At 59.8% G+C, this 20,777-nt stretch carries 22 protein-coding genes; 17 read left to right on the top strand and 5 right to left on the bottom strand.

The genetic code is table 11. The features are described 5' to 3' along the window. The first annotated feature begins 460 nt into the window (after positions 1 to 460). Positions 461 to 820: a DUF6124 family protein gene (locus AC30D7_RS26020; protein ID WP_490135978.1), complete on the top strand. Its 360-nt coding sequence runs from the start codon at positions 461 to 463 to the stop codon at positions 818 to 820. A 293-nt stretch (positions 821 to 1,113) separates the two neighbouring features. Here the strand turns inward: AC30D7_RS26020 and ppnN are convergent, their stop codons facing one another. Continuing rightward, a complete protein-coding gene (gene ppnN, locus AC30D7_RS26015) occupies positions 1,114 to 2,487 on the bottom strand; it encodes a nucleotide 5'-monophosphate nucleosidase PpnN (protein ID WP_018928007.1) in 1,374 nt (457 codons plus the stop codon). Positions 2,488 to 2,715: 228 nt separating this feature from the next. Between ppnN and AC30D7_RS26010 the strand changes: the two genes are divergently transcribed. Beyond that, entirely contained in the window at positions 2,716 to 3,243 is a 528-nt protein-coding gene (locus AC30D7_RS26010) for a DUF3087 domain-containing protein (protein ID WP_490135977.1), read from the top strand. Positions 3,244 to 3,249: 6 nt separating this feature from the next. Here the strand turns inward: AC30D7_RS26010 and AC30D7_RS26005 are convergent, their stop codons facing one another. Next, positions 3,250 to 4,239 (bottom strand): LysR family transcriptional regulator, encoded by a 990-nt coding sequence (locus AC30D7_RS26005; RefSeq protein ID WP_490135976.1) that lies wholly within the window; start codon positions 4,237 to 4,239, stop codon positions 3,250 to 3,252. 84 nt (positions 4,240 to 4,323) lie between these two features. Between AC30D7_RS26005 and AC30D7_RS26000 the strand changes: the two genes are divergently transcribed. The 3 genes from AC30D7_RS26000 to AC30D7_RS25990 all read left to right on the top strand — a co-directional run bounded on the left by AC30D7_RS26000 (position 4,324) and on the right by AC30D7_RS25990 (position 8,343). Further along, the gene (locus AC30D7_RS26000; protein ID WP_019582803.1) at positions 4,324 to 5,493 is read left to right on the top strand and encodes a M20 aminoacylase family protein; all 1,170 of its coding nucleotides are present in this window, start codon (positions 4,324 to 4,326) and stop codon (positions 5,491 to 5,493) included. Between the two features lie 90 nt (positions 5,494 to 5,583). Continuing rightward, complete coding sequence (locus tag AC30D7_RS25995) at positions 5,584 to 6,363, top strand: ABC transporter substrate-binding protein (RefSeq protein WP_374707279.1); 780 nt, start codon at positions 5,584 to 5,586, stop codon at positions 6,361 to 6,363. 402 nt (positions 6,364 to 6,765) lie between these two features. After that, positions 6,766 to 8,343, top strand: a complete 1,578-nt coding sequence (locus AC30D7_RS25990; RefSeq protein WP_490135975.1) for a sensor domain-containing diguanylate cyclase — start codon at positions 6,766 to 6,768, stop codon at positions 8,341 to 8,343. Between the two features lie 2 nt (positions 8,344 to 8,345). Here AC30D7_RS25990 and AC30D7_RS25985 read toward each other — a convergent pair whose 3' ends face one another. Beyond that, the gene (locus AC30D7_RS25985) at positions 8,346 to 8,741 is read right to left on the bottom strand and encodes a DUF2784 domain-containing protein (protein ID WP_490135974.1); all 396 of its coding nucleotides are present in this window, start codon (positions 8,739 to 8,741) and stop codon (positions 8,346 to 8,348) included. A 60-nt stretch (positions 8,742 to 8,801) separates the two neighbouring features. Continuing rightward, positions 8,802 to 9,677, bottom strand: coding sequence for a 4-hydroxy-tetrahydrodipicolinate synthase (gene dapA / locus AC30D7_RS25980; RefSeq protein ID WP_490135973.1), 876 nt, complete (start codon positions 9,675 to 9,677; stop codon positions 8,802 to 8,804). Positions 9,678 to 10,056: 379 nt separating this feature from the next. On the opposite strand from dapA, the gene AC30D7_RS25975 reads away from it, so the two are divergent. From AC30D7_RS25975 to AC30D7_RS25955, 5 genes are all read left to right on the top strand, one after another. Beyond that, complete coding sequence (locus tag AC30D7_RS25975) at positions 10,057 to 10,755, top strand: AzlC family ABC transporter permease (protein ID WP_018928001.1); 699 nt, start codon at positions 10,057 to 10,059, stop codon at positions 10,753 to 10,755. Next, complete coding sequence (locus AC30D7_RS25970) at positions 10,755 to 11,066, top strand: AzlD domain-containing protein (RefSeq protein ID WP_162830927.1); 312 nt, start codon at positions 10,755 to 10,757, stop codon at positions 11,064 to 11,066. Before AC30D7_RS25975 ends, AC30D7_RS25970 begins: the two co-directional genes overlap by 1 nt. 60 nt (positions 11,067 to 11,126) lie before the next feature. Then, positions 11,127 to 11,285, top strand: a complete 159-nt coding sequence (locus AC30D7_RS25965) for a hypothetical protein (RefSeq protein WP_173861163.1) — start codon at positions 11,127 to 11,129, stop codon at positions 11,283 to 11,285. Between the two features lie 219 nt (positions 11,286 to 11,504). After that, positions 11,505 to 12,404: a polysaccharide deacetylase family protein gene (locus AC30D7_RS25960; protein ID WP_490135972.1), complete on the top strand. Its 900-nt coding sequence runs from the start codon at positions 11,505 to 11,507 to the stop codon at positions 12,402 to 12,404. Positions 12,405 to 12,715: 311 nt separating this feature from the next. Further along, positions 12,716 to 12,967 (top strand): DUF1652 domain-containing protein, encoded by a 252-nt coding sequence (locus AC30D7_RS25955; RefSeq protein ID WP_258673457.1) that lies wholly within the window; start codon positions 12,716 to 12,718, stop codon positions 12,965 to 12,967. A gap of 168 nt (positions 12,968 to 13,135) precedes the next feature. Here the strand turns inward: AC30D7_RS25955 and AC30D7_RS25950 are convergent, their stop codons facing one another. Then, positions 13,136 to 14,023: a LysR family transcriptional regulator gene (locus tag AC30D7_RS25950; RefSeq protein WP_490135971.1), complete on the bottom strand. Its 888-nt coding sequence runs from the start codon at positions 14,021 to 14,023 to the stop codon at positions 13,136 to 13,138. A 129-nt stretch (positions 14,024 to 14,152) separates the two neighbouring features. On the opposite strand from AC30D7_RS25950, the gene AC30D7_RS25945 reads away from it, so the two are divergent. From AC30D7_RS25945 to benC, 7 genes are all read left to right on the top strand, one after another. Next, on the top strand, positions 14,153 to 15,301 hold the full coding sequence (locus AC30D7_RS25945) for a muconate cycloisomerase family protein (protein WP_490135970.1): 1,149 nt from the start codon (positions 14,153 to 14,155) through the stop codon (positions 15,299 to 15,301). Positions 15,302 to 15,311: 10 nt separating this feature from the next. Then, positions 15,312 to 15,602 (top strand): muconolactone Delta-isomerase, encoded by a 291-nt coding sequence (gene catC, locus AC30D7_RS25940; RefSeq protein WP_007936026.1) that lies wholly within the window; start codon positions 15,312 to 15,314, stop codon positions 15,600 to 15,602. 51 nt (positions 15,603 to 15,653) lie between these two features. After that, positions 15,654 to 16,583, top strand: coding sequence for a catechol 1,2-dioxygenase (gene catA / locus AC30D7_RS25935; protein ID WP_018927994.1), 930 nt, complete (start codon positions 15,654 to 15,656; stop codon positions 16,581 to 16,583). A 114-nt stretch (positions 16,584 to 16,697) separates the two neighbouring features. Then, positions 16,698 to 17,657 (top strand): AraC family transcriptional regulator, encoded by a 960-nt coding sequence (locus AC30D7_RS25930; RefSeq protein WP_490135969.1) that lies wholly within the window; start codon positions 16,698 to 16,700, stop codon positions 17,655 to 17,657. Positions 17,658 to 17,822: 165 nt separating this feature from the next. Continuing rightward, positions 17,823 to 19,187 (top strand): benzoate 1,2-dioxygenase large subunit, encoded by a 1,365-nt coding sequence (gene benA / locus AC30D7_RS25925; RefSeq protein ID WP_490135968.1) that lies wholly within the window; start codon positions 17,823 to 17,825, stop codon positions 19,185 to 19,187. Continuing rightward, the gene (gene benB, locus AC30D7_RS25920) at positions 19,184 to 19,672 is read left to right on the top strand and encodes a benzoate 1,2-dioxygenase small subunit (RefSeq protein WP_258673464.1); all 489 of its coding nucleotides are present in this window, start codon (positions 19,184 to 19,186) and stop codon (positions 19,670 to 19,672) included. The genes benA and benB overlap by 4 nt, the downstream gene beginning before the upstream one ends. Before the next feature lie 10 nt (positions 19,673 to 19,682). After that, positions 19,683 to 20,696 (top strand): benzoate 1,2-dioxygenase electron transfer component BenC, encoded by a 1,014-nt coding sequence (gene benC / locus AC30D7_RS25915; RefSeq protein WP_490135967.1) that lies wholly within the window; start codon positions 19,683 to 19,685, stop codon positions 20,694 to 20,696. Positions 20,697 to 20,777 lie beyond the last annotated feature (81 nt).

Below are 20,777 nucleotides of genomic sequence, written 5' to 3'. Positions count from 1 at the left end.
CTGAATCTCAGGCGTACACAAATAATGTGTCCACTGAAGATCCCCTGTGGGAGCGGGCTTGCTCGCGAAGGGGCTGGCCCATCCACCACAAAACCTGAAGTGGGGCGGATAAACAGGCGATGTTAAACGACACTTCCAGACACTCTCTCAGGCTACACAGCCTTGCTCCGCTGCCTACGACTACGCCAGAATCCGCCGGCTTGTGCGCCTTGAGGCCGGGCTCTATCGTTTCCGGGTCGCTGACTAATCAGCGATCGGATTTGACCGTCCGCATAAATCAAGGCGCACCAGCGTCCAAGACCGTTTCAGGCATTGCCTGAAACATCGTGTCGCGGTGGCTGTGCGTGGGACACTTCGGTGTGCCGGATTCCTTGATGTCCGGTCGGTCAACCCGCGTACAGCTGCCACCTTGTTCGTTTGACCGCGAACAGCGGTAGCTTCACTCATCAAGGAGCTTCACATGTTCAAACCAACACCGAGCCCACCAGAAACCGATCCGACCTCCCCGTACGAATCCCTCGATTCCAAAAAATTCCACGAAGCCGCCGACCGCGCCCTCGACCACTACCTCAAACCACCCATCCCCAAAGACACCAAGCGCAAACCCAGTACCATTTACCATGTGGGAGCGAAGGTCGATAACGAAACCCTGCTGGTCAACGCCTGCGAATCCCTGGCGTCAGAGAGCATGATGCTCAGTGAGTTCGCCGGATTGATGGATATGCCACATCGCAATGTGATGTTGGGGATTCAATCGGTGGTCATGCTTGGTGAACTGGCCGTCAACCGAGTGCTGGATAACCTCGATCCTCAGAACTGAGTGACCCATTGTGGGCGAGGGAGCTTGTCGGATCGCCGCACCGTCCCGCTCGGCTGCGCAGCAGTCGCAAAACCGGCATATGCGGTGTGCCAGAAAAATGCGGTTGCTGGATTTGGGGTCGCTTCGCAACCCAGCGGGACGGTGCGGCGATCCGACAAGCTCCCTCGCCACAATGGGCTCCACTGACTCAGTCCCCAAAAACAAGAAACCCCGCATCACGCGGGGTTTCTTGTTTCCGGTGGTTCTGCAAGCGGGCCATCTCGGGCAAGCCCGCTTCCACAGGGTTTTGCGTATCAAGCCACCACTTGGTAACACGGCACATACGCCGCGCCACCCGGCAGTTTCATCCGGTGCTGGGCGACGAAGGCTTTGAGCAAGTGGTCCAGCGGCTGCAAGACCTCGGCATCGCCACGGATCTGGTACGGCCCGTGTTCTTCGATCAGGCGGATGCCCTTGTCCTTGACGTTGCCGGCGACGATGCCGGAGAACGCGCGGCGCAGGTTGGCGGCCAGTTCGTGGGGCGGCAGGTTGCGGCTCAGTTGCAGGTTGGCCATGTTGGCGTGGGTCGGGTCGAACGGGCGCTGGAAGCCTTCGTCGATCTTCAGCAGCCAGTTGAAATGGAACGCGTCGTTGCGCTCGCGGCGGAATTGCTTGACCGCTTTGAGGCCCTGAGTCATCTGCCGCGCCACTTCAGCCGGGTCGTCGATGATGATCTCGTAGTGCTGCTGCGCTTCTTCACCGAGGGTTGCGCCGACGAAGGCGTGCAGTTGCTCCAGATACGGCGCGGCACTTTTCGGCCCGGTAAGGACCACCGGGAACGGCAGGTCCTGGTTGTCCGGGTGCATCAGGATGCCGAGCAGGTACAGGAACTCTTCGGCCGTGCCCGCGCCGCCAGGGAAAATGATGATGCCGTGGCCAACCCGCACGAACGCTTCCAGGCGTTTCTCGATGTCCGGCAGGATCACCAGTTCGTTGACGATCGGGTTCGGCGCTTCGGCGGCGATGATCCCCGGCTCGGTCAAGCCGAGGTAACGGCCGCCGTGGATGCGCTGCTTGGCATGGGCGATGGTCGCGCCTTTCATCGGGCCTTTCATCACGCCAGGGCCACAGCCGGTGCAGATGTCCAGGCTGCGCAGGCCGAGTTCGTGGCCGACTTTCTTGGTGTATTTGTATTCTTCGGTGTTGATCGAGTGGCCGCCCCAGCACACCACGATTTTCGGCTCGACGCCGGGGCGCAAGGTGCGGGCATTGCGCAGCAGGTGGAAGACGTAGTCGCTGATGCCTTGGGAGGTGCTCAGGTCGATGCTCAAGGCGTCGAGTTCGTTTTCGGTGTAGACGATGTCGCGCAGGGCGCTGAAGAGCATTTCGCGGGTGCTGGCAATCATTTCGCCATCGACGAAAGCGTCGGCGGGGGCGTTCAGCAGTTCCAGGCGTACGCCACGGTCTTGCTGGTGAATGCGGATTTCGAAGTCTTTATAGGCTTCCAGAATGGTCTTGGCGTTATCAACGTGGGCGCCGGTATTGAGGATGGCCAGGGCGCATTGGCGGAAGAGGGTGTAGGTGATGCCGGATGAGGCTTCGCTCAGTTGCTGTACTTCACGCTGGGAGAGCGTTTCCAGGCTGCCTTTAGGGCTGACCGAGGCGTTGATTACATGTCGTTGGGTCATTCAATGATCCTTAAAACGATGTCACCCGCCAGCAACGGCGCATGGCATCCGAATAGTGTGTATCCATGATGAAGATGGCACGAACTGCGCTGTATCGCCATGCTCCCGTTTGACGATGAAAAGATGAAAAGGAGCTCCAGCATAGCTAAATCCTTCGGGGAGGCGATAATGCCTCGCAGTCTTTTTGTCACAGCGCCTTTTACCATCGATGCAAGGAACCCCGTCGCGATGTTCGAAATCCAGCCAATGAATGCCGAAACCTATCGAAGCCAGACGCGGCGCAGCACGGTGATCATCGCCCTGATGTTCCTGGCGCTGGCGATGGTGCTGTCGACGGCGGCGGTGACGCTGTTCGGAGAACCCAGCGGCGATAATCTGCGGTTCAACGTGGGTGGGGTGTTTGCCGCGTTGTTGCTGACAGTGGCGCTGATGCGCGGCAAGTTCTGGAGCCAGGAGTGGATGGCGCCAGCGGTTTACGGTTGGCAGCTCAAGCGCAGCCTGATGAGCGTCACCAACGTCATGCACCAGGTGACGGTGGCGGTGGAGCAGGGCGACCCTGCCGCCATGAAGCTGCTGCGCTTTTATCACTTGGGGCTGAGCCAGATGCACCAGTTGGACGGCAACTCCAGCGACCATAGTCAGCTGGCCCGCGAGATGGATCAACACGCGGCGCGGATGCAAGCACTGGGCATCGATACTGAGCAGACGCAATTGAATCCGGCCTGGCTTGAGGCATTGAAACAGACGCGCGCCTGATCCTTCTCAAACCCGCAGGTGCAGCGTTTCAAAGAGTTGTCGGTCTTCCTTTTTGGCCGAGCGGGCGTGACGCCGAATGACCTGTAACAGGCAATCGGTGAAGCACAGTGCCGGATTGCTCAGCGCGCCGTTGCGGCGTGTCACGATGCTCAACTGCCTGGGTTCGAATTGTTCGGTCAGCCCCAGGGAAACCACGCGGCCGAGAAAGGGCGGGGCGATACTCACGATGGAGGGCCCCCAGGTGCACATGTCGGCCCGCTCAACCATCATTTGCAGGATGGCCAGTGAATGGGCGCGGACGATTCGGCTCTCATCAATGTGTGCACCGTGTTTCCAGAACAACTCCTGCATCAGCCCATCGTGACCGTCCGGTGCATAGTTCAAGGTCCAGTTCTGCTCCAGCAGCTCATGGATCGATCGAGCATTCTGTTGTGCATGGCCCTGGCGGACCAACACCGACGTTTGGTAATCGAGCAGGGTTTCGCTGGCAAATTCCTGGGTTGATTGCGCCGGGTGTAGCTGGCCGATCGCAAAATCCATGCTGCCATCGCGCAGCAGCGGTTGGGCCACGGCCATCAGGCTTTCGAACAACTCCAGCCGGATTTCCGGCATTCGCTCCCGAAAGGCCAGTACCACTTCGGGCAAGAAGGTCAAGGCAATCCATGGCGTGATGCCGACACAGAGCCGCCCCTGAGCCTTGCCTCGCAGGTGATCGAGCTCTGTCTGCGCATGTTCGAGTTGCTTGATCACGAGCCGGGCGTGAGTCAGCAGCACTTTGCCGTACTCCGTGAAGTTCAGGCCGTTGGGCGTTCGGGTGAACAGTGGCAACTGCTGGCTGGTTTCCAGCTCGCGAAGTGCTTTGGTCACGGCGGCCTGGGACATCTCCAGCGAACGCGCGGCTGCGCGGATGCTGCCGGTTTCGGCGCTGGCGATCAGTGCTTGTAGTTGATGCAGTTTCATATGCTCACCATGACGACAACCAATGGTTGTCATCATAACCAAACTGCGTCTCCCCAGCCCGGATTCCGTTCCCTAAGATCGACCCCAACAGCCGCCCAGACCTATCGAGGGAATACAACAATGAACGCCGGCCCTGTCTTGCCTGGTATTGCAGCGATCCAGGATGAAATGATCGCTTTGCGGCACAGCATTCACGCGCACCCCGAGTTGGGCTTCGAGGAATTCGCCACCAGTGAGCGGGTTGCTCAGTGTTTGACGCAGTGGGGGTTTGAGGTCAGCACCGGTGTGGGCCGGACCGGAGTTGTCGCCACCCTGAAAAATGGTGAGGGGCGCTCCGTTGGCTTGCGCGCCGACATGGATGCACTGCCGATTCAGGAAACCACCGGCCTGCCGTATGCCAGCCGGATTGACGGTGTGATGCATGCCTGCGGCCACGATGGGCATACCGCAACCCTGTTGGCGGCCGCTCGATACCTGGCACAAACCCGGGCGTTCAACGGCACATTGCATCTGATTTTCCAGCCGGCCGAAGAAGGGCTGGGCGGTGCCAGGAAAATGCTTGAAGACGGCCTGCTCGAACGGTTCCCGTGTGATGCGGTGTTTGCCATGCACAACGTACCGGGTTATCCCGTCGGGCATCTGGGGTTTTACAGCGGCCCGTTCATGGCGTCTGCCGATACGGTGACGATCAAAATCATCGGCCACGGCGGCCACGGCGCGGTGCCGCACAAGGCCATCGATCCGGTGGTGGTGTGCGCCTCGATCGTAATCGCCTTGCAAAGCATTGTGTCGCGCAACGTCAACCCGCAGGACATGGCAATTATCACGGTGGGTTCCATACATGCCGGAAGCGCCTCGAATGTCATTCCCGTGTTCGCCGAAATGAGTCTGAGCGTGCGAGCGTTGACCCCTGAAGTTCGCCGGCTACTCGAGCTCAGAATTACCGAGCTGGTCGAGGGCCAGGCCGCCAGTTTCGGCGCACAGGCCCATATCGACTATCGGCATTGTCATCCGGTGTTGATCAATGATCCCGAGCAGACAGCGTTCGCCCGTCAGGTCGCGCAGGACTGGCTGGGCGAAGGACAAATGATTGACGACCTGCGCCCCTTCACCGCCAGCGAGGACTTCGCTTTCATCCTGGAAAAGTGCCCGGGCAGCTATCTGGTGATCGGCAATGGCCAGGGCGACAGCGGCTGTCTGCTGCACAACCCCGGCTATGACTTCAATGATGCCTGCCTGCCGATCGGGGCGAGTTATTGGGTGAAGCTGGTCGAGGGTTTTCTGCGTTGAGCGGCGGCGTTTTCAAGCGCTGCGGTTGTACAAAAAGCTGTCGGTAACCTGGCTCGGCGAGCCCCTAGAGGAAAAATAACAATGAATAAAATGATCGCGGCTGTATCACTGGTGTTGTTCACGGCATCCGGCCTGGCCGGGGCGGCCGACTGGTCCGGCAAAGTGTTGAGGCTGGGCGTCGACCCGACCTACCCACCGCTGGAATACAAGAACCAGGATGGCACGCTGACCGGCTTCGGGGTCGACATCGCCGAGGCGCTTTGCGCCGAGTTGCATGCTCGCTGCGTCTGGGTTGAAAGCAGCTGGGACGGCATGATCCCGGCCCTGCTGGCGCGCAAGTTCGACGCGGTGGCTTCGTCGATGACCATTACGCCCAAGCGCCTGGAGCAGATTGCGTTTACCGACAAGGTGTCCAATGCGCCGGCGCGTTTGGTGGTCAGGCGTGGATCGGGCTTGCTGCCCTCCCTGGAGTCGCTCAAGGGCAAGCGTATTGGCGTGGAGCAGGGGTCGACCCAGGAGGCTTATGCCAAAGCTGTCTGGGGTTCGAAGGGAGTAGATATTCTCTCCTATCAGAATCAGGACCAGGTGTACGCCGACCTGGTAGTGGGGCGACTCGATGCCTCGCTGCAGGGCGCGATCCAGGCCAGTTACGGGTTTCTGAACACTGCGCGGGGCAAGGACTATGAATTTGCGGGTGCCACCCTGGATGACCCCGGTTTTTTCGGCGTCGGTGACGGCATTGGCTTGCGCAAGAGTGATGTCGAGCTGCGCGAAGACTTGAACAAGGCGCTGGCGACGATTCTGGCCAACGGCACTTACGAGCGGATCAACAAAAAGTACTTCGATTTCGACGTCTACGGCGCGAAATGACGCCTCTCGATACCTGAAACAGGGCGGCCGTCCAGGCCGCTCTGTTTGACCATCCTCTTCACTAATAAAAACAAGGAGAGCGAAATGCTTCTGGAAGGCTTTGGCCCGCAAATCCTGCTGGGCACCCTGGCCGCCAAGGGACGGGTGGAGTAACAGGTGGCACCGAGCCGTGTGCTGGAGCAGCCTCGGAGCGAGCGGTTGCAGCAGTTTCTGGCAGGGAGCCTTAAGTAATGGGTGCTATCATCCTCGCTGATCCGGTGGATGATTTCGATGATCGTTTTCGCCCAAATCACCTATCGTATCGGTGTCGGGTTGTAGTGGTTTGAGCGCCGGTCACGGCTGGCTGGCGCTAAAAGGGCGAACGGGAAAATTCGCCATGTCATAAGGGATTAAGGGAGCGTCATGGGGCATCCGTCCGTCAAAGATCGTATTGAACACGCCCGGTTCGCCACGCCTTGGGTGCCGGTGCCGGTTGAGTCAACGCTCAAGGTTCGATACGCGGTTTCTCTGCTGATTGCGGTGTGCCTGTCCTTGATGGCCATTGTGATCGGGGAGAGCTGGAACTCGCGTCAGTACCATCTGCGTGAGAGCGAAGTGTCGATGTCCAACCTGGCGCAAACCCTGGCCTCGCAGGCCCAGGCATCGATCAAACAGGCCGACACGTTGCTGTTTTCCTTGGTGGACCGCCTCGAAATCGACGGCATGCAACCGGATAAATTTCCCCGGCTGCAACGTTTGCTCTACGCCCAGCGCAATGAACTGGCGCAGATCCATGGGCTGTTCGTGTTCGACGAAGAAGGACGCTGGCTCGCCAACGCCATTAACGTCATACCGCCCAATGCCAATAATTCCGACCGCGAATATTTCATCTACCACCGCGATCATCCCGACCGTGGTCCTCATATCGGTCCGTCGATAAAAAGTCGCTCGACCGGTGAGTGGATCATGACCGTGTCACGCCGGATCAATCACGCTGATGGCCGGTTTGCCGGCGTGGTGGTGGCGTCGATCTACCTCAAGCACTTTCTGGATTTGTACAACAGCATCGACATCGGCAATAACGGGGTGATCAACCTGATCTCCGATGACACCACCATTGTCGTTCGGCGCCCGTTCAACGAGGCCGATATCGGCATCAGCGTCGCCAAAGGGCCGCTGTTTACCCAGCTGCTGCCCAAAGGCGATTCCGGTACGGCAACGGTCAGGTCCTTTGTCGACGGGGTTGTGCGGGTCGTAGGGTTTCGGCGAGTCGAGGGTTATCCGCTGATCGTCTTTGCCGCGCTCGACAAGGATGAAGTCCTTGCCAGTTGGCGGCGGGAGTCAATATTCAGTGCGGGCATCGTTTTGTTGCTGCTGGGATTTCTGGGCGCTCTCGGTTATCGCCTGATCCGCCTCATGAAGCAGCAGAATCACGTTCAGAACGAATTGCTGGAGGCTCAGGACAAACTCATCGAGGTCAACCGCAGCCTTGAATTGCTGGCGCTGGAGGATGCACTGACCGGGCTTTCGAACCGGCGTCAGTTCGACCTGTTTATCCTTGCGGAAATGGGTCGCGCCAGGCGTAGCCAGAGCAGCCTGGCGCTGCTGCTGATCGATGTCGACCACTTCAAGAGCTTCAATGACCACTATGGCCATTTGGCGGGCGATGAGTGTCTGCGCAAAATCAGCACCATCATCACCGACAACATCAAGCGCCCAGGCGATCTCGCGGCTCGTTTCGGTGGCGAGGAGTTTACGGTGGTGCTGCCCGGTACCGACTATGTGGGGGCGTTCCTGGTGGCGGAAAAAATCCGTCGTGCGGTTCAGCAAGCTGACATCAAACACGTTGGGGGCGTGGAAGGTGTAGTCACGGTCAGCCTGGGTGTCTGCGCCTACGATCCGGCTTCGCAAGCCCAACCTGACGACATGGTCGGCGCTGCGGACAAGGCACTCTATGTGGCCAAGGCCAGTGGCCGGAACATGAGCGTCATTGCCAACTGAGCTCAACCGGACCGATGGTCACTGCCTGAACGGGTCGGATGTTTCCATTGCCGGAACAGCCGCGCGTAGATCAGCACGTTGAGCGCCAGCACCACACTGCCCAGTGCCAGTTGAATCGTGGGCGTCAGCCCGGCCGGATAAATGACCGGCCATACGTAATGTTCGATGAAGCCACCGCCGTAACCGGTTTGCCCAGCCGCGTGGCGCATGCGGTTCTCCCATTCGGTAAGTGGGCATATCAGGTGGAAGACTTCCACCATCACGCCCCACGCAGCGGCGGGCAGGTGCCACCAGATCAGGCGGCGCCATTTGAGCACCAGCAGCCCGCCGAACAGCACGAACAGAATGAACAACAAGTGAGACAGCACCAGCCCGTCGGCGGCGATTCGGTAAAGCATGTCGATTCCCTGACGCGTTATATGAATCGCTCCATGGTACTCGGGCTGGACGCTTGTGCTCTATCGATTGCCGCCTTCAAGCGCTGCCAGTACTTCTTTCAAGCGTACAACGGTGGCTTCACTGCTGCGTTGCATTGGCGCTCGCAGCTCGTCGCGGATCAATCCTTCAAGGGCCAGGGCAGTTTTCACCGGGGCGGGATTGGGCTCGATGAACAGGCTGTGAATCAGCGGCAGCAACTGGAAGAAGGTCGTTCGGCCGTCCGCCAGACGGTTGTCGCGAATCTGTTGATACAGCGTCACGAACAGCTCGGGATGAACATGGGCCGAGGCGGCAATCGCGCCTTTGGCACCCAGGCATAGCGCGCCGAAGATCTGATTATCTTCGCCGCACAGCACGTCGACGTTACCGCTGGAGAGCAGTGCCAAGGTGTTGGCTGGATTGCCGCCGCAGTCCTTGATCGCGACGATCCGCTCGTGGGCGACGATTCTCAGCAGGGTCGCCTGCTCGAAGGCTATGCCAGTGCGATAGGGAATGTCGTAGAGAATAATCGGGACGCTGGACGCATCGGCGACGGTGTTGAAAAACGCTTCGAGGCCGGCCTGGGAAGGGCGGATGTAGTACGGCGGCGGCACCAGTAAACCCGCCAGGGGACGCTTCAGGATTTCGCTTTGAAATTGCAGCAACTCGGTGAGGTTGTTGCCGGCCAGGCCCATGACCACACGTTCTGGCGGCACCTGTTCCAGCACTGCATCGAGCACGGCCAGTTGCTCGTGCTTGGCCAGCGCCGCGGCTTCACCGGTGGTGCCGCAGACCACTATGCCATCGACGCCTTTTTCCAGCAGATGACTGACCAGCCGCCGTAGCCCGATGAAGTCGATCGCGCCATTGTGAAACGGCGTAACGATGGGAACCCAGATACCTTGAAACGATGACATGCACTTTCTCCTGAAGGTTGACCGATTTCGTCACCGTCAGAAGCGTAGAAGGAAGTCAGCAAGAGGAGGGGTGTCCGTCGCGCTCAATGTCCTGTCAGCTCATCTGACGGGACAGCGCGCCCCGGTCACATGAGCGACTGTTTCTTCGATTTAGGGGCGTGCGCAACGCAACCTTGCGCCTTGGCAATCAAGCCAATGACGACAGTGTTGAGGTTGAAGGTTGCGGACATGGTTGCTTACACCCTGAATGAGGCGCCCAGTTTTAAAAGCCGACGGGGTATTTGTCAATCGTGAAGTCGTTGCAAGTGCGCAAGATTGTTCAAGCCATCGGCCATGACTGCTGGCACAGTCTGACGTCTTTTCCTGGTTGTAGAGCGTTATGTCCAACTCATTCATGCCGCGTACTGCATTCCTTCGTGGTGCCGCGGCCATCATGCCGTTGTCCCTGGCGACCGCGCCCTGGGGATTGCTGGCCGGTTCCATGGCCATCGAGGCCAACCTCACACCCCTGCAAGGCCAGGGGCTGTCGAGCATCGTGTTTGCCGGCGCGGCGCAATTGGTCGCCATCGGCATGCTCAAGGGCGGCGCCGGGGTCTTTTCGATTCTGTTGACCACGTTGCTGCTGACCTCCCAGCATTTGCTGTACGGGATGAGCATGCGTTCGGTGATTTCCCCGTTGCCGGGCCGCTGGCGTATCGGGCTGGGTTTTTTGCTCACCGACGAGTTGTTCGCCCTGACCAGCCAGCACGACAAACAGCAGTTCAACCGCTGGTACGCCCTCGGCGTGGGCCTGACGTTTTACATCGCATGGAACCTCTTCACCCTGGCGGGCATTGTGCTGGGCAGCAGCATTCCGGGCCTCGAACACCTGGGGCTGGATTTCTCCATCGCCGCGACGTTTATCGCCTTGATCACGCCGGTGGTGCGCAACGTTCCGACGGTGGTCTGCGTGGCGGTCTCGCTGTTCTGTTCGGTACTGTTCAGCTATTGGCAATGGGGTTCGGCGCTGGTGCTGTCGGGGTTGGCAGGCATGACGGCGGGCTTTATCTGCAACAAACTCTACGTGGGGCGCACATGATGGTCTGGGCTGTGATTATCGGGATGGGCCTGCTGGTATTCCTGAACCGCTACGTATTTCTTGAGCCTCGGTTGCCGGTACGCCTGAGCAGCAATGCCCGGCAGTTCCTCGGTTTCGCGGTGCCGGGCATGCTCACCGCGATCTGCGGGCCGATTGTGTTCATGCCCGACAAACAGTTGAACCTGCAGTGGGACAACCCCTACCTGATCAGTTCGCTGGTGGCCGTGGGCCTGGTGCTTTACACCCGCAATACTCTGCTCAGCATGTTGTTGAGCATGGGCTTTTTCTTTTTGCTGCGCTGGTGGCTCTGAGTCTCCGGCGCGAAACTGTTCTACGCTTAACGGATGATCCCTTGAGGACGGGAGGTGGACATGGCCACTGAACCAAAGCGTCCGGACCTGGATGATGAGACCGATGAACCGACGGAGGAAGAAATCGAGCGGCAGAAGCGTTCGACGCCGGACTGGAAGCACCCCGACGACGGTAAAGAGCTGTCGGACCGCGACCAGGAACGCCCGCTGAAGCCCTGATCGGTTTGCACATCCCCAAAGCCCCGCCAATTGATGGCGGGGCTTTTTAGTTTTTGTAGTTTGAAATGCAATCACCTGGGGAGCAGGCGCTGGAACCAAACACTGTGTACCCTTATCCAACCTCGGCTCGCAGCGATTGGCGGGCCGGTCGAAGGATAAATGGGCGAGGGGCTTTTGCCATTAAACGTGACGGTCGCAAGGTCTGGCCCAAGGCAAAACATGAAGCAGTTGATCAAGGTTCTATCCGTATTCGCCATCGCCGTCGGCCTGTTTGGCTGCATCGCCGCGCCCATTGAAATGACGCCGCAGACGCAACAGCGTCTGCAAGCGCAGGCGCCGATCCGCTTTCTGCTGACCTTCGACGACGGGCCCAGCGCGTCCGGTTTTTACAACCCAACCGCCACTGTACTCGACAGCCTGGCGCGCAATCCGCTGCAACCGGACATCAAAGCCGTGTTCTTCGTGCAGACCCGTGCCTCGGGCGCCGGCGGCAGTGACGTGGGCCGCCAGCTCATGCGGCGCGAACAGGCCGAAGGGCATCTGCTGGGCTTCCACACGGCCACTCCCCACCACACCAACCATCGCTCCCTGGAGCCGGAACAACTGGAACAGTCGCTGACCAACGGCAGCGCAGACATCGCCGCGATCACTGGCACTCCACCGAACCTGGTGCGTCCGCCGTTCTGGAACTACGACAAACGCACCTTCGCCGCTTATCAGCAGCATGGCATGCACGTACTGCTGACCGACCTGAGCGCCAATGACGGCAAGATCTGGGGCTTCAACGCCAGCCCTCGACGACGGGCCAATATGCTGCGGCAGCTGTCCGAAGTGCGCGAGCGCATCGCCCTTGGCGAGTTGCCGACGGTGGATGGGGTGATTCCGGTGGTGGTGACCTTTCACGACCTCAACCGCTACACCGCCCGGCATGCCCGCGAATACCTGCAAATCCTCCTCGACAGTGCCAACGCCACCGGTCTGGCCACGGCGCAGAAACCGTTTTACGACGACACGACAGCGCTACAGCGGGCGGCCATGGCGCGCACCGTCAAGCAGAGTTCCGAACCTGTTCGTTTGCCGGGGATCTGGAATTGGATATGGGATGGGGATTCTCACTGAACGACGTCGGGGGTGATTGACTGTGTAGCAGCTGTCGAGCCTGCGAGGCTGCGTTCGGCTGCGCAGCAGTCGTCAAACCAGAACTTGCGGTGCATCAGGCAAACCCCGCCAGCCGGATTCACGACTGCTGCGCAGCCGAACGCAGCCTCGCAGGCTCGACAGCTGCTACGGCGAACGCAGCCTCGCAAGCTCGACAGCTGCTACGGCGAACGCGGGCTCGCCAGCTCCTACGAAGCTCACTGGCGCATTGCGCAAGCTGAACTAATCTCAGTGGATCCAATCGGAAAACCGTCCATGGAGGGGCGTCTATCATGGTTTCAATTGAGCAGCTTTGCCAGATTGTCGAGTCCGGTTTCAAGCCGCTCTCCTGCGAATGCACCTTGAACCAGAATGAAACCTTGCGGATCAAGGTTTTCGATCAGAGCTCCGGGCGGATTGAGTTGTTGATCACCGGCGTATCCCCCGACAAACTGATCAGTGTTCGCGATATTTCCAACCTGATCGGCGAACTTCGCACAGAAATGCGTGCCGGTCGCCGAGCGTTCGCCGGTGTCGTGGCCTAACCGCGACTTCTTGTAGCAGCTGCCGAAGGCTGCGTTCGGCTGCGTAGCAGTCGTAAAATTGGAGATCGCGATACATCAGGCAGACCGCATTAGCCAGATTCACGACTGCTACGCAGCCGAACGCAGCCTCGCTGGGGCTCGACAGCTGCTACGGATTGCATTTACGGCTCAACTGTCGCGCGGCAGCAGTTCATCGATCATCCGCAAGCAATGATTCAACCCTGGCGATACATCGCCCACGCGCCTGCTGAGAATGATCGGCGAGGTTGCGTTGTCTTCCAGCACCGGGGTGAAGCCGATGTCGTCGCGGTGCAGCAACTGCACTGAGGCCGGTACCAGTGTCACCCCGATTCCCGCCCCCACCAGACCAATCGCCGTTTGCAGCTCGTTGGTCCATTGCGCCACCTTGATGTGCACGCCACTGGCTTCGAATAACGCGATCACGTGGTCGGCGTAACTCGGGCGCGGGTTGCCGGGGTAGAGCACAAAAGGTTCTTTCGCCAACTCACGAAGGCTGATGGGCCTGGCGAGGAGCGGATGGCCGGCGGGCAGGGCGGCGACCAGTCGATCTTCGGTGAGCACGGTCTGCAGAATGGCCGGGTCGTCGATGCGGATGCGCCCGAAGCCGACATCGATGCGCCCGGCCTTGAGCGCCTGCACCTGCTGCAACGTGGTCATTTCCGAGAGCCCCAACTCCAGCGCCAGTGGCTCGCCACTGCGCAACCGGCGAATCAGTTCCGGCAGCACGCCATAGAGGGTCGAGGGCGCAAAGCCGATACCCAGCCAGGTCTTTTCACCCAGGCCGATCCGCCGCGTGTTGTCGCAGACCTTGCCCAGTTGTTCGAGCAGGGCGGTGGAGTGTTCATGGAAAAACCGCCCGGCGTCGGTCAGCTTCAACGGTCGGCCGCGCTCCAGCAGAAGTACCCCGAGTTCGTCTTCCAGCTGCTGGATCTGCCGGCTCAGCGGCGGTTGGGCGATGTGCAGCAGTTCGGCGGCGCGGGTGAAGTTGAGGGTTTGAGCCAACACCTGAAAATATCGCAGGTGACGCAGTTCCATGGGGCCTCCGAACGTCGATCTGTTGAATACCTTTAAGGTATCGAGTCAGACCAATTCTATATTGGCTTCCCGAAAAAAGCCGTACCAGAATCGGTTCCAGAACTTAAAGAACCTGACGGGTATCGCGACATGCTTGCAGCAGCCATTGAATCGATCGAGACGATCATCGTCGATCTGCCGACCATTCGCCCACACAAGCTGGCGATGCACACCATGCAGAACCAGACCCTGGTGATCATTCGGGTGCGCTGTGCCGATGGCATTGAAGGTATCGGTGAGTCGACCACCATCGGCGGCCTGGCCTACGGCAACGAAAGCCCGGACAGTATCAAGACCAACATCGACAAACACTTCGCGCCACTGCTGATCGGCCAGGACTGCGGCAATGTGAATGCCGCGATGTTGCGCCTGGAGCGCAGCATTCGTGGCAACACCTTCGCCAAATCGGGTATCGAAAGCGCCTTGCTCGACGCCCAGGGCAAGCGCCTTGGCCTGCCGGTCAGCGAACTGTTGGGCGGACGGGTTCGCGATGCATTGCCGGTGGCCTGGACCCTGGCCAGCGGCGACACCGCCAAGGACATTGCCGAAGCGGAAAAAATGCTCGACCTGCGCCGCCACCGGATCTTCAAGCTGAAAATCGGCGCCGGCGAGGTCAACCGCGACCTGGCTCACGTTATTGCGATCAAAAAGGCCTTGGGCGATCGCGCCAGCGTGCGGGTCGATGTCAATCAGGCCTGGGACGAAGCAGTCGCTCTGCGGGCCTGCCGGATCCTCGGCACCAACGGCATCGACCTGATCGAACAACCGATCTCGCGCAATAACCGCGCCGGCATGGTGCGCCTGAATGCCATGAGCCCGGCGCCGATCATGGCCGATGAATCCATCGAGTGCGTGGAAGATGCCTTTAACCTGGCACGGGAAGGCGCCGCTTCGGTGTTCGCTCTGAAAATCGCCAAGAACGGCGGCCCGCGCGCCGTGCTGCGAACCGCCGCGATTGCCGAGGCGGCCGGTATCGGCCTGTACGGCGGCACCATGCTTGAAGGCGGAATCGGCACGCTGGCCTCGGCCCATGCCTTTGTCACCCTGAATACATTGAGCTGGGATACCGAATTGTTCGGCCCGCTGCTGCTGACCGAAGACATCCTCAGCGAGCCCTTGGTCTACCGCGATTTCCAACTGCACGTCCCGTCAACACCGGGGCTGGGCCTGACCCTGGATGAAGAACGCCTGGCGTTTTTCCGTCGGGACAAAAGTTCCACTGTCGTTCATCAAGCCTGAGGAGGGCATCATGCTGTTTCACGTAAAAATGACCGTGAATTTACCGGTCGACATGAACCCGGAGCGCGCCGCTCAGCTCAAGGCAGACGAGAAAGCCCTGGCCCAGCGCCTGCAAGAGCAAGGCAAGTGGCGTCATCTGTGGCGCATCGCCGGGCTCTATGCCAATTACAGCGTGTTCGATGTCGACAGCGTTCAGGAACTGCACGACCTACTGATGCAATTGCCGCTGTACCCGTACATGGCCATCGAGGTCAACGCGCTGTGCCGGCATCCTTCTTCCATTCGCGAGGATGACCGCTGAACCCAGCCTGTTCAGTTCGCTACGCTAATAATTACAAGATGAGGATCCACCATGAACGTCAAGATTTCCCACACCGCCAGTGTCCAGAAGTTTCTCGAAGAAGCCAGCGGCCTGCTCAACGAGGCCGGCGATCCGCGGGTCAAAGCGCTGGTTTACCGCATCCTGCGTGATTCGGTGAACATCATCGAAGACCTGGCCGTGACCCCGGAAGAATTCTGGAAAGCCGTCAATTACCTCAACGTGCTGGGCGCGCGGCAGGAGGCCGGTCTGTTGGTGGCCGGGCTCGGTCTTGAGCATTACCTCGACCTGTTGATGGATGCCGAAGACGAGCAGGCCGGCAAATCCGGCGGCACCCCGCGGACCATCGAGGGGCCGCTGTATGTGGCGGGTGCGCCGCTGTCGCAAGGCGAAGCGCGTCTCGATGACGGCGTCGATCCGGGTGTGACTCTGTTCATGCAGGGCCGGGTGTTCAACACCGCCGGCGAACCGCTGGCCGGGGCGGTGGTGGATGTCTGGCACGCCAACACCGGCGGCACCTATTCGTACTTCGACACCACCCAGTCCGAGTTCAACCTGCGTCGCCGGATCGTCACCGATGCCGAGGGCCGTTATCGCTTCCGTAGCATCGTGCCGTCGGGCTACGGCTGCCCGCCGGATGGTCCGACCCAGCAACTGCTCAATCAACTGGGACGTCATGGCCAGCGGCCGGCGCACATTCACTTCTTCATTTCGGCACCGGATCATCGTCACCTGACCACCCAGATCAACCTCGATGGCGATCAGTACCTGCATGACGATTTCGCGTACGCCACCCGTGACGAACTGATCGCCAAGATCACCTTCAGCGACGATCCGCAGCGTGCAGCGGCCCATGGCGTGAGCGGTCGTTTTGCCGAAATCGATTTCGACTTCACCCTGCAGTCGTCCGCCCAACCTGAGGAGCAGCAACGCCACGAACGGGTCCGCGCACTCGAGGACTGACACCTCTCGAGCAGCCGAACCGGGCCACGAGATAACCGACCGTTTATCTCGTGGCCTTCTGTGTTTCGGCCCTAGAATGGCGGCGCCACCGATAACAACAATGAGAGTGAACCGATGATGCAAGCGCAATTGTTGAGTCATCGCAGCAGAATCTTCGACCATGCCGACCCGTATGCGGTGTCGGGCTACGTCAATCAGCATGTTGGCAACCATTGCCTGCAGATGCCCAGGGCCGGCCGGCCGCTGGCCAGCCTCGATCATCGCAAGTTTGCCAGCCTTGATCTGTGCCGCATCAGTTATGGCGCCAGCGTGCGGGTTACCTCTGGCGCGCTGGACAGCATCTATCACTTGCAAGTGTTGTTGCGCGGCAATTGTCTGTGGCGTGGCCACGATCAGGAACATTACTTCGCGCCCGGGGAGTTGCTGCTGATCAACCCGGACGATCCGGTGGATCTGACCTATTCCAGTGATTGCGAAAAATTCATCCTGAAAGTCCCCACCCGGCTGCTGGAGTCGGTGTGCGAGGAGCAGCGCTGGCGGTATCCGGGGCAGGGCGTGCGGTTTCTGGAGAACCGTTATCAGCTCAATGAACTGGAAGGTTTCGTCGGCCTGCTGGCGATGATTTGCCAGGAAGCCGAGGCATCCGAGCCGATTCCTCGCGTGCAGGAGCACTATGCGCAAATCGTGGTCAGCAAGATGCTCGGCCTAATGAAGACCAACGTCATGCGCACCGACCCTGGCTCAGCCTCGGCCACGTTCGAGGCGCTGGTCGATTACATCGCCTGTAACCTCAAGCAAGACATCGACAGCGAAGAACTGGCGCGCCAGGCGCGGATGAGCCTGCGTTCGCTGTATGGGCTGTTCGAACGCAATGCGGGGGACACGCCGAAAAACTACATCCGGCAGAAGAAGCTCGAACGCATTCACGCCAACCTGAGCGACCCGACCTGCAACGTGCGCAACGTCACGGAAGTGGCCATGGATTACGGCTTCCTGCACCTGGGCCGGTTCTCCGACAGCTACCGCAAACAGTTCGGCGAATTGCCTTCCGACACCCTCAAGCGCCGGCACTGAGATCAATGAGCAACCTGTGGCGAGGGAGCTTGCTCCCTCGCCACATTGCAACCATCAACCGCCCTTTGCACAAAACGGATACAGGTCTGCACCCCGCGGATAGTCCGCCCCATCACCACGTCCTAGCATGGCCCTGCCTGAATAAAAACAATGGAGGCGGCGGCCATGTCCCTGCGACCCGAATACCTTCACTCCCTGCTTGAAGAAGACCCTGAACAGGGTATCTATCGCTGCAAGCGGGAGATGTTCACTGATCCGCGGCTGTTCGACCTCGAGATGGAACACATCTTCGAAGGCAACTGGCTGTACCTGGCGCACGAAAGCCAGATCCCCAACAACAACGATTTCTACACCACCACCATGGGGCGCCAGTCGATCTTCATCGCGCGCAACAAGGATGGCGTGTTGAACGCCTTCATCAATGCGTGCAGCCACCGCGGGGCGATGCTCTGCCGGCACAAGACCGGCAACAAGAGCTCCTACACCTGCCCGTTCCACGGCTGGACCTTCAACAACTCCGGCAAGTTGCTCAAGGTCAAGGACCCGGCGGCGGCCGGCTACCCGGCGAGCTTCAATTGCGAAGGCTCCCACGACCTGACCAAAGTCGCGCGTTTCGAGTCCTATCGCGGCTTCCTGTTCGGCAGCCTCAAGGCCGATGTGGTGCCGTTGGTAGAGCATCTGGGCGAGTCGGCGAAGATCATCGACATGATCGTCGACCAGTCCGCCGATGGCCTGGAAGTGCTGCGCGGTTCCTCCAGTTACATTTACGAAGGCAATTGGAAACTCACCGCTGAAAACGGTGCCGACGGCTATCACGTCAGCTCCGTACACTGGAACTACGCCGCCACCCAGAACCAGCGCAAACAGCGCGAAGCCGGCGATTGCAATCCGACCATGAGCGCCGGCACCTGGGCCAAGCAGGGCGGTGGTTTCTATTCCTTCGACAAGGGCCACATGCTGCTCTGGACCCGTTGGTCCAACCCCGAAGACCGTCCGCTGTACGAACGTCGCGACGAGTTGGCCCGGGACTTCGGCCAGGCCCGCGCCAACTGGATGATCGAGAACTCGCGCAACCTGTGCCTGTACCCGAACGTGTACCTGATGGATCAGTTCAGCTCACAGATTCGCATCGCCCGGCCGATCTCGGTCAACCGCACCGAAATCACCATTTACTGCATCGCGCCCAAAGGTGAAAGCGACCACGCCCGTTCGAGCCGGATTCGTCAGTACGAGGACTTTTTCAACGTCAGCGGCATGGCCACTCCGGACGATCTGGAAGAGTTTCGTTCCTGCCAGACCGGCTATCAGGGCAGCGTCACCACCTGGAACGACATGTCCCGTGGTGCTGAGCACTGGATTGAAGGCGCCGATGACGCGGCCAGGGAAATCGACCTGCATCCGCTGCTCAGCGGGGTGCGAACCGAAGATGAAGGCCTGTTCGTGCTGCAACACAAATATTGGCAGCAAACCATGCTCAAGGCCCTGGCCGCCGAACAGTCCGACCTGATTGCAGTGGAGGCCGTGCAATGACCATGACTTATGACGCGGTGCGCGATTTTCTCTACCGCGAAGCTCGCTACCTCGACGACAAGCAATGGGACGACTGGCTGGAGTTGTATGCGCCGGACGCAACTTTCTGGATGCCGTCCTGGGATGACAACGACGAACTCACCGAAGACCCGCAGCGGGAAATTTCGCTGATCTGGTACGGCAACCGCACGGGCCTGGAAGACCGCATCTTTCGCATTAAGACCGAGCGTTCCAGCGCCAGCGTGCCGGACACCCGCACCTCGCACAACCTCAGCAACATCGAGCTGATCGAACAGGCCGACGGCCTGTGCAAGGTGCGTTTCAACTGGCACACCCTGAGCTTTCGCTACAAGACCGTCGACAGCTATTTCGGCAGCAGTTTCTACACCCTGGATGTGCGCGGTGAGAACCCGCTGATCTTGGCCAAGAAAGTGATCCTGAAGAACGACTACGTTCGCCAGGTCATCGATGTTTACCACCTCTGAGGCGGCCGTCATGACTCATTCCATAGCATTCAATTTCGAAGATGGCGTCACCCGGTTCATCGACGCCAACGCCGGCGAAACCGTGGCCGATGCCGCTTACCGCCAGGGCATCAATATTCCGCTGGACTGCCGCGACGGCGCTTGTGGCACTTGCAAGTGTTTTGCCGAAGCCGGGCGTTACGACCTGGGCGAGGATTACATCGAAGATGCTCTCAGCGCCGACGAAGCGCAGCAGGGTTTTGTCCTGACCTGCCAGATGCGTGCGCAGAGCGATTGCGTGGTGCGGGTGCCGGTTTCATCGGATGTCTGCCGTACCCGTCAGACCAGCTACGACGCGACCATCAGCGCCGTGCGTCAGCTGTCCGACAGCACCATCGCGCTGTCGATCAAAGGCGAGTCCCTGAGCAAACTGGCGTTTCTGCCGGGGCAATATGTGAACCTCGGGGTTCCCGGCAGCGAGCAGACCCGCGCGTATTCATTCAGCTCGTTGCAGCGTGACGGCGAAGTCAGTTTCCTGATTCGCAACGTGCCCGGCGGCTTGATGAGCAGTTTCCTGACCGGCATGGCCAAGGCCGGCGACAGCATGAGCCTGGCCGGACCGTTGGGCAGTTTCTATCTGCGCGATATTCGCCGGCCGTTGTTGCTGCTGGCCGGTGGCACCGGTCTGGCGCCGTTTACCGCGATGCTGGAAAAAATCGCCGAGCAGGGCAGCGAGCATCCGCTGCATTTGATCTACGGCGTGACCAACGATTTCGACCTGGTGGAAATGGATCGACTGGAAGCCTTCGCCGCAGGAATCCCGAACTTCAGCTTCAGCGCCTGCGTGGCCAACCCCGACAGTCGGCATCCGCTCAAGGGCTACGTGACCCAGCACATCGAGCCACGGCATCTGAACGATGGCGACGTCGATGTCTACCTGTGCGGCCCGCCGCCGATGGTCGAAGCGGTCAGCCAGTTCATTCGCGATCAAGGCATCGCGCCTGCGAACTTCTACTACGAGAAATTTGCCGCCAGCGCGGCCTGAAAATGTTCTGCGGCGACGCCCCCCTGTAGGAGCGAGGCTTGCCCGCGAAGAATGCACCGCGGTTTTTCAGGTATTTCGCGT

This window comes from Pseudomonas sp. DF5, assembly GCF_058148225.1.
The sequence above is the reverse complement of the archived record's forward strand: the minus strand, read 5'-3'. Positions and strand labels throughout refer to the sequence as shown.